Annotated in this window: 13 protein-coding genes; 9 read left to right on the top strand and 4 right to left on the bottom strand. The window is 67.4% G+C overall.

Annotated features, from left to right (window positions below):
* Window positions 1-424: 424 nt before the first annotated feature.
* Together MCHUDSM44219_RS14840 and MCHUDSM44219_RS14835 are read left to right on the top strand one after the other, a co-directional pair.
* The gene (locus tag MCHUDSM44219_RS14840; RefSeq protein ID WP_048419021.1) at window positions 425-3,061 is read left to right on the top strand and encodes a helix-turn-helix transcriptional regulator; all 2,637 of its coding nucleotides are present in this window, start codon (window positions 425-427) and stop codon (window positions 3,059-3,061) included.
* A gap of 360 nt (window positions 3,062-3,421) precedes the next feature.
* A complete protein-coding gene (locus MCHUDSM44219_RS14835) occupies window positions 3,422-4,543 on the top strand; it encodes a hypothetical protein (protein WP_172506266.1) in 1,122 nt (373 codons plus the stop codon).
* 55 nt (window positions 4,544-4,598) lie between these two features.
* Here MCHUDSM44219_RS14835 and MCHUDSM44219_RS14830 read toward each other — a convergent pair whose 3' ends face one another.
* From MCHUDSM44219_RS14830 to MCHUDSM44219_RS14815, 4 genes are all read right to left on the bottom strand, one after another.
* Entirely contained in the window at window positions 4,599-6,053 is a 1,455-nt protein-coding gene (locus MCHUDSM44219_RS14830; protein WP_048419019.1) for an MmgE/PrpD family protein, read from the bottom strand.
* A 112-nt stretch (window positions 6,054-6,165) separates the two neighbouring features.
* On the bottom strand, window positions 6,166-6,987 hold an 822-nt coding region (locus tag MCHUDSM44219_RS14825; RefSeq protein WP_236695464.1), incomplete at its 3' end, for a cyclase family protein.
* Window positions 6,984-7,832, bottom strand: coding sequence for an HpcH/HpaI aldolase/citrate lyase family protein (locus tag MCHUDSM44219_RS14820; protein WP_048419017.1), 849 nt, complete (start codon window positions 7,830-7,832; stop codon window positions 6,984-6,986). The genes MCHUDSM44219_RS14825 and MCHUDSM44219_RS14820, both read right to left, overlap by 4 nt.
* Window positions 7,819-8,634, bottom strand: coding sequence for an IclR family transcriptional regulator (locus tag MCHUDSM44219_RS14815; RefSeq protein WP_048419016.1), 816 nt, complete (start codon window positions 8,632-8,634; stop codon window positions 7,819-7,821). The genes MCHUDSM44219_RS14820 and MCHUDSM44219_RS14815 overlap by 14 nt, the downstream gene beginning before the upstream one ends.
* 222 nt (window positions 8,635-8,856) lie before the next feature.
* Here MCHUDSM44219_RS14815 and MCHUDSM44219_RS14810 point away from each other — a divergent pair, with 222 nt between their 5' ends.
* Genes MCHUDSM44219_RS14810 through MCHUDSM44219_RS14780 form a run of 7 tightly spaced genes read left to right on the top strand, consistent with a single transcriptional unit; the run spans window position 8,857 to window position 16,596 of the window.
* Window positions 8,857-10,227 (top strand): FAD-dependent oxidoreductase, encoded by a 1,371-nt coding sequence (locus MCHUDSM44219_RS14810; protein ID WP_048419015.1) that lies wholly within the window; start codon window positions 8,857-8,859, stop codon window positions 10,225-10,227.
* Window positions 10,228-10,277: 50 nt separating this feature from the next.
* The gene (locus MCHUDSM44219_RS14805) at window positions 10,278-11,738 is read left to right on the top strand and encodes a dihydroorotase (protein WP_048419014.1); all 1,461 of its coding nucleotides are present in this window, start codon (window positions 10,278-10,280) and stop codon (window positions 11,736-11,738) included.
* Entirely contained in the window at window positions 11,738-12,970 is a 1,233-nt protein-coding gene (locus MCHUDSM44219_RS14800) for a CaiB/BaiF CoA transferase family protein (protein ID WP_048419013.1), read from the top strand. Before MCHUDSM44219_RS14805 ends, MCHUDSM44219_RS14800 begins: the two co-directional genes overlap by 1 nt.
* A 30-nt stretch (window positions 12,971-13,000) precedes the next feature.
* Window positions 13,001-14,284 carry an MFS transporter gene (locus MCHUDSM44219_RS14795; protein WP_048419012.1) on the top strand — a complete coding sequence of 428 codons (1,284 nt, stop codon included), beginning with the start codon at window positions 13,001-13,003 and terminating at the stop codon, window positions 14,282-14,284.
* 48 nt (window positions 14,285-14,332) lie between these two features.
* A complete protein-coding gene (locus MCHUDSM44219_RS14790; RefSeq protein WP_048419011.1) occupies window positions 14,333-14,746 on the top strand; it encodes an ArsR/SmtB family transcription factor in 414 nt (137 codons plus the stop codon).
* Window positions 14,743-15,768: a cation diffusion facilitator family transporter gene (locus tag MCHUDSM44219_RS14785; protein ID WP_048419010.1), complete on the top strand. Its 1,026-nt coding sequence runs from the start codon at window positions 14,743-14,745 to the stop codon at window positions 15,766-15,768. Before MCHUDSM44219_RS14790 ends, MCHUDSM44219_RS14785 begins: the two co-directional genes overlap by 4 nt.
* 30 nt (window positions 15,769-15,798) lie before the next feature.
* On the top strand, window positions 15,799-16,596 hold the full coding sequence (locus MCHUDSM44219_RS14780; protein WP_048419009.1) for an SDR family NAD(P)-dependent oxidoreductase: 798 nt from the start codon (window positions 15,799-15,801) through the stop codon (window positions 16,594-16,596).
* The last annotated feature ends 2 nt before the right edge of the window (window positions 16,597-16,598 follow it).

Genomic DNA, 16,598 nt, shown 5'->3' with positions numbered 1-16,598 from the left:
GAGGTCGTCGGACCAGATGTGCGACGATCGCTGCACATCGGGCCCTGGTTGCGCGACAGGCGGATCGAGCTGGCCATAGAGCGTGTTGGGCGTCGCAATGTCCCTGACGGTCGCCGGGGTCGCATGCGAAACCGGGATCGACCGGGCGACGAGCACGGGACTCACCGCTGACCCTGCAAGCCGGGGCTCGGGCGTGATCGCGGCGGTCGTCAGCACGCCGACCGTCAGCACGGCCGTGATCATCGAAACTTTTTCGGCAGCGCTCATGCAGCCGTCCCGTTCGGCTCGACGATGTCCACTTCAGCGGTAGGGCTCATCGTGAAACGCTGGTGGGCGGCGCACTAGCGTAGTCACTACCCCAATCGGCACCCGGATAGTTCGGCGTTGCGCTGATCCGCGCGCGGCGCGCCCATAGTGTGGCCATATGTCCGGCACGTGGCCGCTGACGGGACGATCCCGTGAACTCGCGACGATTGCGGCTGCGTTGGACCCGTCCGCGACCAGCCCCGGGCTGCTGATCACCGGTGAAGCAGGTGTCGGGAAGACGCGGCTGGCCGCCGAGGCGTTGAGCCGAACGGCGTTGCCGTCGGTGTGGATTGCCGCCACTGACGCCGCCAAAGCCATTCCGCTGGGCGCATTCTCACCATGGGTTCCGGCGCGGTCTGAGAATCCCGCCGGCTTGGTCGCCGAGGTTCTGCACGCCATCGGACAGGATGGCAACGGGGACGGCGTGATCGTCGCCGTCGACGACGCGCATCTGCTCGACGACCTGTCGATGTTCGCCGTCCAACAACTCGTGCTGCGCGGCGTTGCGAGGGTGCTGCTCACGGTGCGTGACGGCGAGACTGCTCAGGCTGTCACCGCGCTGTGGACGGGCGGCTCGCTGCAGCGGTTGCAGGTGGGACCGCTCACGCGCGCCGATTACGCTTCTCTGCTCGGCCAAAACCTCGGAGGGCGGGCCGATCCGGCATCCGTGGACCGATTGTGGCGACTGACCAAGGGCAACGTGTTGTATCTGCGGCACGTCGTGGACAGCGAGATCGCCGCCGGCCGCATCACGTCCGTGAACGGCATGTGGCTCTGGGATGATGATTTCGTGGCGTCCTCGTCGTTGGCGGAGCTCGTCGAAGGCCGCATGGGGAGCCTGCCGCAGGAGCTCGCCGAGGTTGTCGACCTGCTCGCCCTGGGCGAGCCGCTCAGCCTCTCGACGTTGGGACGGCTGGTCGACACCGGCGCACTCGAGCGCGCTGAGCAGCGTCGGCTGGTCACCATCGACGTCGAAGCTCGCGACCCCGTGGTGCGGCTGGCTCACCCCCTCTACGGCGAGATCCGCAAGGCCACCGCAGGGGTGATGCGCCTGCGACGACTGCGGGGAAGGCTTGCGGTGAGTCTCGCCGAACTGGGTGAGGTGGACCAGCGGGCACTGCTGCGACGCGCGGTGCTCGCGCTCGACTCCGACCTGGCGCCCGACGTGGCGCTGCTGATGCGCGCGGCGCAGATCGCGGTGTGGTTGTCCGATCCCGGCTTGGCGCTGCGCTTGTCGCACGCCGCCGTGGCTCACGGAGGCGGCTGGGTCGCGGAGTTGGGCTACGCCACGTGTTTGATGACCGTCGGTGAGATCGAGGACGCCCAAATTCTTCTGGGGGCTGTCGCGACCAGCGCGGAAGTCCCGGACGATGTTCGGTTTCAGGCCGACTTCTTGCGGGCGTGGACGCTTCACACCGGGGGACGTCCCGAGGACGCACGCTCCGTGATGCAGCACGCGGAGCAGGTTCATTCCGGCCCCACAGCCCGGGCCTCGTTCGCAGCGCTGAGCGCCTCGATGTACGCATGCCGTGCAGATCTGGCCGAAGCGGTCGAGGCCGCCGACGACGCCCTCGCGTCACCGGCGCTTCCCGACATCGCGAGGATCCTGGCGCTGATCGCCAAGGCGGGCGCCTTGGCGGACACAGGACGCAATGACGAGTTGCCTGTCCTCTACGAGGAGGCGCGACGGTTGGCCGAGACGTCAAGTGAGGCGGTGACCCCGCTGGCCACCTTCATCGAGATCTACGCGTGGGGACAACGGCTCGCCGGGCGGTTCGGCGACGCTGTGACAGCGGTGGAGAGTCTGCGCGGCTACAGCGAAGGCCCGCTGGCGCACATATGGACTCAGTCGATGGCCGGGTGCAACGAGCTGGCCACTGGCCGCGCCGAGGCTGCCATTCGCCGCTTCGAAGCCATCGGCGGAGAGCGGCGACCCTTCGACTCGCTCGGGTGGACGTACCGCTATCACATCGACCTCGTGACGGCCTATGCGATAGCCGGCCACGATGCGACTGCTGTCTCGCTGCTCGAACAGCTGGAGCGTCATCATCATTCGGTATTCGAGTACCACACCCCAGCGAGATTGCTGGCCAGGGCATGGGTGCGGGCGTCGCAGGGTTGGTCCAGCGGGGCGATCCAGCAGGCGCGATCTGCGGCCGAGTTGGCCTCTGCCAGAAGTCAACTTGCTCAGGAGGTCATGTGCCTGCAGACTGCGACGCGGTTCGGCGACGCTGGCACAACACAACGTTTGCGCATCTTGGCGACGATGATCGACGGGCCGCGGGCGTCCGCTGCCGCGGCTCACGCGCAGGCGTTGAGCGCGAACGACGCAACCGCGCTGGAATCGGTGGCCACACGCTATGAGGCCATGGGCGACCTGCTGTCCGCCGCCGACGCGGCCGCCCAGGCGTGCATCGTGCACACCGACGCCGAACGCGCCCGGGAGGCCCGCGCGTGCGCCGCGCAGGCACGGGAGTGGGCACGCGAATGCGGCCGGGTCCACACCCCCGCGCTGGCGGAGATCGGTCGCGACCGTGGTTTGACCCACCGCCAACGCGAAGTGATCGCGATGGCTGCAAAAGGTCTGAGCAACAGAGAGATTGCACGACGTCTCTCGGTCTCGGTGCGCACCGTCGAGGGTCACCTCTACCGCGCTTCGGTCCGCGTCGATGCCACCGGCCGTGCCGAGTTGGCGGCCAGGTTGCGCAACGAAAACGGCAGCGAGCATCAACGCCGCGACTCTCCCCAGCTGTGATGCGGTCGGCATGTCGCGAGAAGCGCCACCGGGGCCGCAGTGCGACAGCACTCCGTCATTGGTCTCTCGCTCCGCGATGAACCGGGCAACCGGATGACGGGCACCTGTCGGGAAGCGAGCATGCTCGAACGCCGTGGGTCTGCTATGAAAACGCTGGGAACAGGCAACTTTCGTTGATCCGGGCAGTCGGTCGAGTTAGGTTCGTCAACAAGATCAACGCCGACAAAGCTTCACGGTGGCCCACGTACCTCCGTCGCTCGTCGACGCTCCCTTCCGCTGCTCCTAAGGGGTTCCTCCATGGCCGGCCTCTCCCGCACAATCGCTCACTCGGCGCCATGGCGCGCGCCTCTGACAGCCGGCGTGACCGCTGGTCTCGCCGGGGCGGCGATGGCGTTCACCGGCGTGCTGTTGCTGGCACCGCACGACTCGACGTCACCCGTCTCGTACGAGATCCGGCTCGCGTCGACCAGTCAGGACTGCCTCATGACGAGTGCGAATTGCCTCGGCCGCGCAGGCGGCACGACCCATCTGGCGGCCACATCGGCGCCCGCCCTGCGGCCCATGATCGGGCCGAGTGGCTGGCTGATCGGTGACGGGGCCAGTGCCGCCGCGGACTGCGTCGGAACAGCCTGCAATGGTCAGAACGGCGGATTTCTCGGAGGCAGCGGCGGTAACGGGGCCAACGGCGGCAGCGGCGGCCGGGCCGGCCTCTACTGGGGCAACGGCGGCGACGGGGGTGCCGGTGTCGCGGGCGTGAACGGAGACGCGGGCGGAGACGGCGGCGATGCCGGCTTCTTCGGCAACGGAGGCGAGGGCGGTGCCGGTGCCGACATCACCAACTCCGCCGCAGACAATCCGGCCACCACCAGTGTCAACGAAGGTGACGCGACAGGGGGCGCCGGCGGCGCCGGCGGTAAGGGTGGCACGTTCGTCGGTCAGGCCGGCGCGGGCGGCAAGGGCGGCAATGCCACGTCGGTGAACGGCAGCGCCCAAGGTGGCGCAGGCGGACAAGGCGGCCTGAACCACTACGCCGGCGGTATCGGCGGCCAGGGCGGCGACGGCGGGAACGCCACCAGTGGGACGCACGGCGCGGCCATTGGCGGCAAGGGCGGCGCCGGCGGCGAATCGTCGGTCGGGGCAACCGGTGGCACCGGCGGCAAGGGTGGTACGGCGACAGCGGCCGGCGACTCCACCGCCACGGGCGGCAAGGGCGGCGACGGCGGGAGCGCCGGACAATCGGGTCAAGGCGGCAAGGGCGGCGCCGGCGGCGACGCGGCGACAGGCGCCGGTTCGGCGACCGGCGGCGCGGGCGGTCACGGTGGCGACTCGACCGGCTTGACCGGCAAGGGCGGCGACGGCGGCAATGGCGGGAATGCGACCACGCCCGGCACGGCCAAGGGCGGCGCAGGCGGAATCGGCGGTGCCGGAGGCAAACTCGGACACAACGGAGCCAACGGAAAGCCGGGATCCGCCTCTCCGTAGGCCGGGACAGCAGGGCGGGCCATCGGACATTTGTGCCGAACGGGAGCGCGGAAACTCAGCTCTCGCCCGTTCCTGCGGTGTCATCGACGGTGGCCGTGTGGGCGACTTTCGTCATCAGCGGCTCCACGGACTCCGCATTGGGTAAGTCCAACGCGCTGGCGGCGACGTCGGCAGCGTTGGCGGCGGGTCGCGTCGCTGCCACGTTGAGTTCGAACTTCTTGCTGAGTTCAGCGTCGGACAGCGGCCTCTGCGGTCCGCCACGGTTGTGGTCGATACGTACCTCGTGCCATGTGTCGTCGGCGGTCCGGACCCGCAGGACCGCCGGGAACTGGTGGGGATAGATCTCGTCACACCGTTGGTCCGCATGGCATGAGACGAGGCCGGCCAGTTGGAGGGTGGCCGGATCCTGCGCCGCCACGTCGCTGAAGTCGGGGTGGCCCAGTCCCAGCCCGGCCCCACCGAGGAACGCGCGAGCGACAGTGTACGGGCCGGAAAAGGCCGCGTGGTAACCCGATTCGGGTGCGCGTTTGGCGGCCAGCGGCTCTGCCACGGTGCGAAGGACGGGGGTGGGCAGGCCCAGCGAGATCTCGACGATGTCAGCGGGAGACACACCCCGCGACCGCAACTCGAGTGCGGCGTCGATACCGGCGTGGGTGAAGTGATTGCACGGATAGGGCTTGAAGAAGATCCCGGGCAGCTCCCAGTGTTCACCGAGCCGATCGGTGACCTTCGCTACGTCGGCTCGTTCTCCGCAGAATGCCTGAAGGAATCCGAACCGGCCCTCGATGACGGTGGGCGGGCCAGTCAGTCCGTGTCGGGCCAATTGGGCGGCAGAGATTCCGGAGTGTGCGGCCCATCCGCAGTGCGCACGCTTGACGGTGCCGCCGGTCCGATTCGCCTCGAGCAGCCCTGCACCGAAACTCGCCGCGATTCCCAATGAATCGGCGATGCCGTCGACGTCCAGGCCGTAGAGCATCGCCGCGGCGGTCGCTGCGCCGAGCGCCCCGCAGATCGAGGTGGCGTGCTGTCCACGTTCGAAGAACTCGGAATTGCCGAGCTTTTCGTCATATCCCCCCATGCCCAGTCGCACCGCGATCTCGATACCGGTGCCCGCCGCCGCAAGCAGCTCCGGCCCGGAGGCGCCGGTCCGTTGGGCCACCGCCAGCGCAGCGGGGATCACGGAGGCCGAGGGGTGCAGCACCGACGGCAGGTGGGTGTCATCGGAGTCCATCGAATGCGCGAGCGTGCCGTTGACCAGCGCTGCCACTGCTGCCGGGAAGCGGGTGGCGGTACCGATCGCACTAGCGTCCGGTACGCCCGACCATTCGTGCGCGAGAGCCGTCACCGCGCTGGCCGATGGCTGTCCGAGCGCTGCCACGGAGTTGCCCAGAACGTCGAGTACCCGGCGTGCGACATCCTTCTCGAGACCGGCGGACAGACCCTGACGGCGTGTCCGATCCGCGAAGTCGGCGAGGCGACCGACCACCGTCGTGGTGTCGTGACGGCTCATCGGGCGACCACCGCGACGGGCCGAACCGGCGACCCCGTGCCACCGACGATCCGCAAGGGTGCCATGACGAACGTGAACTCGGTCAGCGCCCGTTGTGAGGCCGCCTCCAGGNCGCGACGGGCCGAACCGGCGACCCCGTGCCACCGACGATCCGCAAGGGTGCCATGACGAACGTGAACTCGGTCAGCGCCCGTTGTGAGGCCGCCTCCAGGTTGAGATGTTCGATGATATGAATACCGTTGTCCACCAGAAGGACTCTGTGCACCGGTAACACGCTGTGGCCCTTACCGGCCGGGATGTGTTCGAAGGCGGTGGTGTCGGAGCCGGCCGCGGAGATGCCGGCATCGGCGAGCCACCGGGCGGCGTCGACGTCGGGGCCGGGGACACCGTCACTTTGTCCCAGGTATTTCTCGGGATCGTCGAAGTGCTGTGCCCAGCCGGACCGGATCAGCACCACATCTCCGCGGCCCGGACGGACGCCGGCGAACTCGGCGGCCCCGATCAGCATGTCGCGGGTGATCGGCGTGCCCGCGTCGAGGGCGTCGACGCCGGCTGCGCGGGCGACATCGAGCAGGATTCCGCGGCGCAGCAGGAACGGGATCTTCTCGGCGCCGTGCTCGACGAATCTGCCACCGGCCATCGCCTGGTCCACATCGATTCCGCCGTTGAGCTTGCCGTCGTGACTGACGTGTGACAGTGCGTCGACGTGCGTCCCGACGTGTCCGCCGGTGACGATGATCTCGTTGGAGGCGGACCCGCCATCGGGCCGGACGTGGTCACCGTGCCGCCGGATCAAGGTCATCCGGAACCCGGGATGGTTTGGCGAGCAGGGCATTCCGGTGGCGTGCGGGTGGCCGAGCTCGACGACCTCGAGCTCATGGTCGGCGACGGCGGCGAGCAGCGAGTCGCGGCGGGCCGTGGACACGTTCGTCATGGAGTGCTCCTTGTCGTTGGCGGGATCGTTGGTGCGTCTTCCGCTCGCGCCAGCACGGCCTCGGCGCCGGCGACCACAGCCGGGTCGATGAACGATCCGTTGTGGTCCAGCACTGTCGCCTCGCCTCGCCGTGCTGCGCTGCGGGCGGCTTCGACGACGCGCTGCGCGGCGTCGAGTTCGGCGCGGGTGGGCGTGAAGACGTCGTTGATCGTCTTCAGTTGGCTCGGATGTATTGCGGATCGACCGTGGAATCCGTTCTGTCTGGCGGTCTGGCAGGACGTGCGCAGCCCCTCGATGTCCGCGACGTCGGTAAAGACACTTGCCACCGGTGAGTCGAGGCCGTACGCGCGGGCAACGCAAACGAGCCATCCGCGCGCCCATTCGAGTCCGTCACGCGCGACGCGCAGATCGGCGGCCAGATCGGCCTCCCCCAGTGCGATCCCGTCGACCTGCGTGTGTGCCTGGGCGATCGCTTCGAGGCGGAGCAGGCCGGCGGCGGACTCGATCAACGCATGAACTCGCCATGGACCGAGTTCGGCGGCCCGCTGCAGTTGCGCGGGACTCTCCACCTTCGGAACTCGCAGACCGGCGGGTGGGTTCTCTGCGGCCGCGAGGATGTCGAGATCGGCCTGGGCCTCAGCAGTCGCGGCGTTGATCCGCACCCAGATCGCCCGCTGCGGATAGGTGTTGAGTGCGGCGACGGTGTTCGACCGCGCCTGCTGTTTGCGGTCGGCAGGCACCGCATCCTCGAGGTCGATCACGACGGCATCGGCTGCGCTCGCCAGAGCCTTCTCGATGCGGTCGGCGCGGTGGCCCGGCACGTACAGCCAGCTACGCGGAATCATCGGAGCGCTCCTGATCTCGCCAACCCAACTTGTGAGAGACGTCCCGTGCCGCAGCGAGGAGCTGTGGCTCGTGGGCGTCGCAGAACGCCTCCGTCATCCGGTAGGCGGGTCCACAGACCGACAGTGCCCCGACAACCCGGCCGGTGCTGCCGAAGATCGCTGCGGCAATCGACCCTGCACCCTCCTGGCGCTGCCCGGATGACCGCGCAGTCCCCCGGAGTCGGACCTTCCGGACGATCTCGCGCAACTCCTCGGGATCGCAGACCGTGTCCTCGGTGAGCCGGTCGAGGGGTCGGGCGAGTTCATCGTCGAGTTCGGGGTCGGTCAGGTAGGCGAGGATCACCTGCCCCGACGACCCGCTGTGCAGCGGAAATCGACGCCCCAGTTCCACCGTCATCTTGATCTCGCGTCCACTCTCCACCTGGTCGAGGTACACGCGCCCGCCCGGGACACGACCCGACACGGTCGCGGTCTCGCCGGTCAGCCTCTGCAACTCGATCAGCGCGTCGTGTGCGGCGCGGCGCAGCGGTGACACGTCCATCGCACGGGCGCCCAGGGTCGCCGCCGCGGGCCCCAGCATGTACTGGCGAGAACTGTTGTCGTGCAGCAGAAGTCCGGCATCGACGAACGTGGTGAGGATACGGTGCACCACCGCTTTCGACATCCCGAGCGCCCTCGCGATCTCACTGACACCCAGGGGGCCCGACGTTCGGCCGAACTGCAGCAGGACCTGCGCCGCGCGAGCGGTCGCAGCCGTCCCCGGCGTGGCCGTCTCGGCCGGATCCAAAGGCTCCAGGGTCATCCGATGTCCTTTCCGATCACCACATCGCTCTCCGGCGAACCACTGCCTGTACCACTCAACGGAACGCCTTAGCGTACGTCCACTTTTAGCATAAAACATTCGAATCAGCCTGTGAACGCCGGTTTACAGCTCACATCGCATCATGCAAGATGGCCTTACGGTCACTCAAAAGTGAGGCGGAACACGCAATTTGTTCCGCTCAGAGGAACGATTGGGGCTATTGTGGCGCAACCAGACTTCGACCTGGTGGTTGCCGGCGCCGGCGGGGGCGTCGTCGGTGCCCTCCGTGCCGCCGAGTTGGGTGCGCGGGTACTCCTCATCGATGCGGACGAACACTTCCACCGCGGAAACAACACGTCGATGTGCACCGCGATGATTCCGGCGCCGGGCACCCGCTGGCAGCAGGCCGCAGGCGTCGAAGACAGCCGGGAACAGTTCGTCGCCGACATCATGGACAAGACGCACCAGACCGCCGACGCGACACTGGCAGACGCGCTGGCGGCGGTGGGCGCACCGCTGGTCACGTGGCTCGCCGACTCGCAGGGCCTCGAGCCCGAACTGGTCCGTGAATTTCGCTACCCGGGGCACAGCGCTGATCGCTGCCACACTTTCACCGGCCGCCACGGCTCACACCTCCTGCGTCACCTGGTCGAGAGCGCACGCCGCCAGCCGAACATCGAGTTGATCACCCCCATGCGGCTGATCGACGTCACGTCCGACGGCGCACAGGTCCAGGCGGCGCAGATCGCCAACCCCGATGGTGTCGTCGAGGAGGTGTCGACGCCGGCAGTGCTTCTGGCCACCAACGGATACGGCGCGAATCGAGATCTGGTGCGCACCTGGATGCCGGAGATCGCCGACGCGCACTATCACGGCGGCCAGTACAGCCTCGGTGACGCCTTACGCATCGGTGAGGCGCTGGGCGGCAAGACCGCGTTTCTCGACGCCTATCAGGGACACGCTGCACTCTCCTCCCGCACTCAGACCCTCGTCGGCTGGGCCACCGTCCTGCACGGCGGGATCATCGTCAACTCACAGGGTCACCGGTTCGCACCGGAATCGATCGGCTACTCGGAGTTCGCCGCTCTGCTTGCGCAACAACCGGGCTCCACCGGTTGGATCGTGATCGACGAGCACATCGCCGACCTGTGCAGCGTCTTCGAGGACTTCCGCACCGTCGCCGAGAACGGCGGCGTCGTCAGCGCCGACAGCATCGAGGAACTGGCCGCGAAAACCAGTCTGCCCGTCGACACGCTGACCGACCAAGTCCAGACAGCATCGCGAGCCGCCAGCGGCGCGGCCCCGGACCCGCAGGGACGCAATGACTCCCGACACCCCCTCGCCCCGCCCTACCGAGCGATTCAGGTGATGCCGGCACTCTTCCACACCCAAGGCGGCCTGGTCGTCGACGGCTCCGCCCGCGTCCTCGACGCCGATGACGAACCGCTCCGGGGTCTCTACGCCAGCGGTGGTGCCGCCATGGGTATCTCGGGTCACGGAGCAGCGGGTTACCTCGCCGGTAACGGGCTCATCGCGGCACTGGGGCTGGCGTTCCTGGCCGCCGAAGACGTGGCGTCCACCCTGCCGACCTGACCGCATCACCGCACAGGGTCATCGAACCGAAACAGCAAAGGAGAACGTCCATGAGCAGCTATCTGATCAAGAACGCCAGGATCATTCGCGGCACCGTCGACTCACCCGACGCCGGCGAGAATGCAGACCTGCTCGTCGAAGGCGGCCGGGTCGCGGCGATCGGCCCGGACCTGCGGTCCGAAACCGCCGAGATCATCGACGCAACCGGAAAACTCGTGTTCCCGGGAGTGGTCGACGCACATCAGCATTGGGGAATCTACAACTCGCTGGCCGAGGACACCGCCAGTGAGTCACGCGCCTGCGCACAGGGTGGCGTGACAACCGCCCTGACGTACATGCGTACCGGGCAGTACTACCTGAACAAGGGCGGCCCGTACGCGGAGTTCTTCCCGGAGGTCCTCGAGGCAGCCGAGACGCGGTCGTATGTCGACTACGCCTTCCATCTCGCACCGATGTCGCGGGAGCACCTGACCGAGATTCCCTCGCTGATCCGAGATCAGGGTGTCAGCTCCTTCAAGATCTTCATGTTCTATGGCAGCCACGGACTGCACGGCCGCTCGAACTCACAGAGCGACTTCCTGATGATCCCCGAGGACGAACGCTACGACGTCGCTCACTTCGAATTCGTCATGCGCGCGATCCAGCAGGCCCGGGAGAGCATGCCGGATCTCGCCGAGCACATCTCGCTCTCGCTGCACTGCGAGACCGCCGAGATCATGACCGCTTACACCAAACTCGTCGAGCAGGAGGGCCGCCTCACCGGCCTGGCCGCCTACAGTGCATCACGCCCGCAGCATTCGGAGGGCTTGGCCGTGACGATCGCCTCGTTCCTCGCCGACGAGACGGGACTGCCGAACATCAATCTGCTGCACCTGAGTTCGGCCAAGGCGATGACCGCGGCGATGCGGATGGCAAACACCTTCCCGCACGTGGACTTCCGCCGCGAAGTCACCATCGGGCACCTTCTCGCCGACATCGACACCGCAATGGGGCTGGGCGCCAAGGTCAATCCCCCCATCCGGCCCCGAGAGGACGTCGAGGCACTCTGGGAGCACGTCCTGGCCGGAAACGTGGACTGGGTGGTGTCCGACCACGCGTGCTGCAAGAGTGAGCTGAAATTCGGTGAGGACCCCGACGACGTCTTCGCCGCGAAGTCCGGCTTCGGCGGGGCCGAGTACCTCCTGCCCGGGCTGATCACCGAGGGCACCAAACGCGGGTTGTCTCTCAAGACCATTGCACGCATGACGGCCACCAACCCCGCCGACCGATACGGCCTGCCCGGCAAGGGGCGTATCGCCGTCGGCCTGGACGCCGACCTGGCGATCGTCGATCCCGATCGCACCTGGACGGTTTCGGCTGCCGATTCGGAATCCACCCAGGAGTACACACCTTTCGAGGGATTCGAACTCACCGCAGCCGTGACCGACACATTCGTGCGCGGTATCCGCGTGCTCACCGATGGTGCCGTCACCGGCCGGCCGGTGGGCAACTACCTGAAACGACCGTACTGATGGCGGCGCTGACGAGATCGACCCACGACGCGGCCGGCGCCCGGACCGGTCCACTCGCCGGATACCGCGTCCTCGACGTTTCGACAATTCTGGCCGGTCCGCTCGCCGCGCAGGTGCTCGGCGACTACGGGGCCGACGTGATCAAGATCGAGCATCCCGACAAGCCCGACGGAATGCGTGGACACGGCCTGGGTAAAGACGGTATCCCGTTGTGGTGGAAGATGATCAGCCGCAACAAGCGGGCGATGACCCTGAACCTGGGAACCCCTGATGGACAGCGCGTCTTCCGCAAGCTCGCCGCGACCGCCGATGTGATCGTCGAGAATTTCAGGCCCGGCACCCTGGAACGGTGGGGCCTGTCCTATGACGCGCTCAGCGCCGACAATCCCGGTTTGGTGCTGCTGCGTGTCACCGGCTTCGGGCAACACGGCCCCTACTCGACGCGTCCGGCGTTCGGGACGCTGGTCGAGTCCATGAGCGGATTCGCTCACCTGACCGGCCAGCCCGATGGCCCACCCACGCTCCCGGCATTCGGCCTGGCCGACACCATCGCCGGGATCGCAGGCTCGTCGGCAGTGGCGATGGCCCTGCTCGAACGCGAACGCTCCTCAGGCAGGGGGCAGGTCATCGACCTCAGCCTGCTGCTGCCGATGATGACCGCGGTCGGTCCAGGAGTGATTTATGCCGACCAGCTCGGTATCGATCAGCATCGCACCGGAAACCGGTCGCAGAACAACTCACCGCGAAATCTGTACCGAACCAAGGACAATCACTGGCTCGCGGTGTCCACCAGCGCTCAGGCGATCGCCGAACGGGTCATGCGCCTGGTCGGTCATCCCGAGGTGATCGACGAGCCGTGGTTTAACAGCGGGCGTCAACGTGCAGAGCACGCGGATCTTCTCGATGCCTTTGTCGGAGAGTGGATCGCAGCACGCAGCCGAGATGACGTCACCGCGGCCTTCGCCGAGGCCGGCGCGGCGGTTGCGCCCGTTTACCGACCCTCCGAGCTTCTCGAGGATTCGCAAGTCGTCGACACCGAGATGATCACATCCGTAACGGACGACGATTTCGGCGTCATGCGCATGCACAACGTCCTCTGGGGCATGAGCCGAACCCCCGGCTCGATCGAACACACCGGACGTGCCCACGGCCAGGACACCGACGCCATTTTGCACGAGCTCGGAATGCACACCGCAGAGATCGAGCGTCTCCGCGGCACCGGAACCGTCTGACCCCTGTCCCCTGCCCCGTTAGGAGTTCTCATGAGAACGCGTTGGCTCACCATCGGAATCATCCTCGGGCTCGTTGTCGTCAACTACGTCGACCGCAGCGCGATCTCTTTTGCCGCGTCACCCCTGCGCGAGGAATTCGGCATCAGCGCCGCCGAGTACGGCATCATCAGCTCCGCCTTCTCGGTCGGCTACATGCTCTTCGCACTCTTGTCCGGGCCGCTCGTCGACCGGTTCGGTGCCCGCCGCGTCCTGATGGGCGGCCTCCTCATCTGGGCGATATCCACCGCCTTGACACCCTTCGCCGGCGGCTTCATCGGCTTGATCCTGCTGCGCATCCTCCTCGGCGCGGGCGAAGCACCATGCTTCCCCGCAGCCACCCGGGTGACGAGCAGGTGGCTGCCGGTACAGGAGCGAGGAAAGGCGCTCGCCCTCATCGGCGGCGTCGCCGTCTCAGGCAGCCTGCTCGTCGGCGGCCCGATCCTGACCCAGATCATCGCCCTGACCAACTGGAGAGTGATGTTCTGGGGTCTGGCAGCCGTCGGCTTCTTGTGGATCGTCGTGGCGTGGCGGTGGCTGTACGACTCCCCCGGCGACGCACCGTTCGTCTCGAAGGAAGAGCTCGAGCACATCCGCGCGGGCCAGGTTGCCGAGGAGGAGTCCGGCCACGAGACAGCCACCGACTGGGGGCCCGTCCTGCGCAACAGAAACATGTGGATACTCGGCTTCGGTTACTTCGCCTGGGGATTCATGTTCTGGGCCTTCATGTATTGGTTGCCCCAGTACCTCGAGGCCGACTTCGGTCTGTCAATCAAGGCCGTGGGCGCCTTCTCGGTGGCCCCGTGGGCGGCGGGCGTCGTCGGTGCCCTGGTGGGCGGGTTGATCGTCGATCGTGTGTACAAGCGGACGGAGAGTATCCGCTCGCGCTTCATCATCATCGGCGTGGCCCTGCTGCTTGCGGGTGCCGCGTTGGCGCCGATCGTGATGTTCCGCGGGAACCTCACCGTCGCACTCATCTGCATCTCCGCCGGCGTGGGTTGCGGATTCATCACAGCCGGCATCTGGTGGGTCGCCTCCATCGACGCCGCCCCCGGCCAGCCGGGAACCGCTGCCGGCTTCGCCGACGCCTGCTTTGCGAGCTCGGGCATCGTGGCGCCGATCGTCATGGGATTCTTCGTCAGCACCACGGGCTCCTACAACGGGGGCTTTGTGGTGATGAGCGCCTTGTGCTTGGTCGGCGCCGCCGCCATGTTCTTCCTGACCAAAGAACCACAGCGCGAGGAAATCACACGCCAAAGGTCGCCCCTGACCCCCTGACGGCATCGCCTCCTGGCCGATCACCGCTGTAAGGCTTACTATCTGCGTATGAATGCAGATAGTGGTGCATGCAGCCGCCGGCTGCCCGAGGATCAGGTGAATTTGGTCGTCGAGGTGTTCCGGATGCTGGCCGACGCCACCCGCGTGCAGGTGGTGTGGGCGCTCGTGGGCCGCGAGATGTCGGTCAACGATCTCGCCGCGCACATCGGCAAACCGGCGTCGTCGGTGTCCCAACATCTGGCCAAACTGCGGATGGCGCGACTCGTGCGGACCCGCCGCGACCGGACCACCATCTTCTACAGCCTCGACAACGACCATGTCGGCCAGCTCGTCACCGACGCGGTGTTCAACGCCGAACATGCCGGACCGGATGTGCCCGGCCACCATCGCGACGCCGAGGAGCTGGCCAGCCTGCATCCGATCACGGTCGATCCCAAGCGATCTCAGGGACGCCGCCCATGACGCACGAACACGCTGATCACCACGAGCACGCCCACAGCCACGATCACCCCACCGGTGTGCGCGCGGCAGTCAAGGAGATCTTCGCTCCGCACAGCCACGACCACTCCGACAACATCGACGGGGCCCTCGAGTCGAGCGCCGCCGGCATCCGTGCGGTCAAGATCAGTCTCGTCGCGCTGGCCGCGACAGCCGTGGTGCAGGTGGCCATCGTCGCCATCTCGGGATCGGTGGCGCTGATGGCCGACACCATCCACAACTTCTCCGACGCGCTGACGTCGATCCCGCTGTGGATCGCGTTCGCGCTCGGCACCAAGTCCGCCACCCGCCGCTACACCTACGGATACGGTCGCGCCGAGGACCTGGCCGGGCTGTTCGTCATCGCGATGATCGCCCTGTCGGCGATCATCGCCGGCGTGGAGTCCGTTCGCCGCCTGATCAACCCGGTTCCGATCGACAACATCGGGTGGGTCGCCGCGGCCGGGTTGGTCGGCTTCATCGGCAACGAGCTCGTCGCGGTCTACCGCATCCGCGTCGGGCGCCGGATCGGATCGGCCGCACTGGTCGCCGACGGACTGCACGCTCGCACCGACGGCTTCACGTCACTGGCCGTTCTGCTCGGCGCCGGCGGTGTCGCGCTGGGCTATCCGCTGGCCGACCCCATCGTGGGCCTGCTCATCACTGCGGCCATCCTGACGGTGCTGCGCACAGCCGTGCGCGACGTGTTCCGGCGACTGCTCGACGCCGTCGACCCTGAGCTGGTGGACGCCGCCGAATCAGCCCTGGCCGCCGAACCCGGCGTGACCGCGGTGCGCAGCGTGAAGATGCGCTGGATCGGCCACCGCATCCATGCCGACGCCGAACTCGACATCGACCCGGCCACGAGCCTCGCCGACGCTCATCGGATCGCCCACGACGCCGAACATGCCCTCACCCATGCGGTGCCCAACCTCGCCACCGCCCTCGTCCACGCGTATCCGTTGAACGTTCACGGCAGACCAGACACGGAACGCCCCGTTCTCTGACCGCGAGCGATCAGCGCCTACCGTGAACTCGTGCCCACGCAGTCACCACCGCCCAGCTCCCTGCGTTTCGCCGATCGGGTCGCCATCGTCACCGGCGCGGGTGCCGAGGACGGAATCGGCGCAGCAGTCGCCCGACAACTGGTCGACGAGGGCGCACGAGTGGTTCTCGGCGCGACATCGGCGCGAGTCCACGACCGTGCCTCGGAGTTGGGCGATTCGGCGATCGGTGTCGTCGGCGACCTCACCCAGGACGGTTCGGCGGAAGAGATCGTGCGGGCCGCGACAAGCCGGTGGGGCCGTCTGGACGTCCTGGTCAACAACGCTGGTATGACGTCGGTGTCAGGCGGCTGGGATGCCGACGCTCACGTCGCCGACCTGTCGCTTGACGAATGGAACCAAGCGATCGGACGCAACCTCACCACCGCGTTCCTCATGTGCAGAGCGGCCGTCCCGGAGATGGCGCGGCGCGGGTACGGGCGCATCGTGTCCGTCGGTTCCACCACCGGCACGGTGAATGCCATGCCCGGTCAATCGACCTACACGACCGCGAAAGCGGGGCTGGTCGGGCTCAGCAGATCACTCGCGCTCGAGGTCATCGGACGCGGGATCACGGTGAACGTCGTCGCACCCGGCTATGTGGCGACGGGTTCACAACTGCCGTTCGAAGCCGCAGCAGCGCAAGCCGGACCGATCGGCCGCAGCGCGACAGCGGACGAGATCGCCTCGTGCGTCACCTTTCTCGCCCACGAGTCCGCATCCTTCGTCACCGGTTCCGTGCTCGTGGTCGACGGCGGACACAACTTGCCCGAAACGTGGGGTAACTCCTGAAA

This window comes from Mycolicibacterium chubuense (assembly GCF_001044255.1).
Classification (GTDB): Bacteria; Actinomycetota; Actinomycetes; order Mycobacteriales; family Mycobacteriaceae; genus Mycobacterium; species Mycobacterium chubuense.
The sequence above is the reverse complement of the archived record's forward strand: the minus strand, read 5'-3'. Positions and strand labels throughout refer to the sequence as shown.

Coding starts and splice junctions, on each gene's coding strand:
- MCHUDSM44219_RS14805 (WP_048419014.1), top strand. CDS start 10,278: ATGAGCAGCTATCTGATCAAGAACGCCAGGATCATTCGCGGCACCGTC.
- MCHUDSM44219_RS14795 (WP_048419012.1), top strand. CDS start 13,001: ATGAGAACGCGTTGGCTCACCATCGGAATCATCCTCGGGCTCGTTGTC.
- MCHUDSM44219_RS14830 (WP_048419019.1), bottom strand. CDS start 6,053: ATGAGCCGTCACGACACCACGACGGTGGTCGGTCGCCTCGCCGACTTC.
- MCHUDSM44219_RS14820 (WP_048419017.1), bottom strand. CDS start 7,832: ATGATTCCGCGTAGCTGGCTGTACGTGCCGGGCCACCGCGCCGACCGC.
- MCHUDSM44219_RS14800 (WP_048419013.1), top strand. CDS start 11,738: ATGGCGGCGCTGACGAGATCGACCCACGACGCGGCCGGCGCCCGGACC.
- MCHUDSM44219_RS14790 (WP_048419011.1), top strand. CDS start 14,333: ATGAATGCAGATAGTGGTGCATGCAGCCGCCGGCTGCCCGAGGATCAG.
- MCHUDSM44219_RS14785 (WP_048419010.1), top strand. CDS start 14,743: ATGACGCACGAACACGCTGATCACCACGAGCACGCCCACAGCCACGAT.
- MCHUDSM44219_RS14840 (WP_048419021.1), top strand. CDS start 425: ATGTCCGGCACGTGGCCGCTGACGGGACGATCCCGTGAACTCGCGACG.
- MCHUDSM44219_RS14815 (WP_048419016.1), bottom strand. CDS start 8,634: ATGACCCTGGAGCCTTTGGATCCGGCCGAGACGGCCACGCCGGGGACG.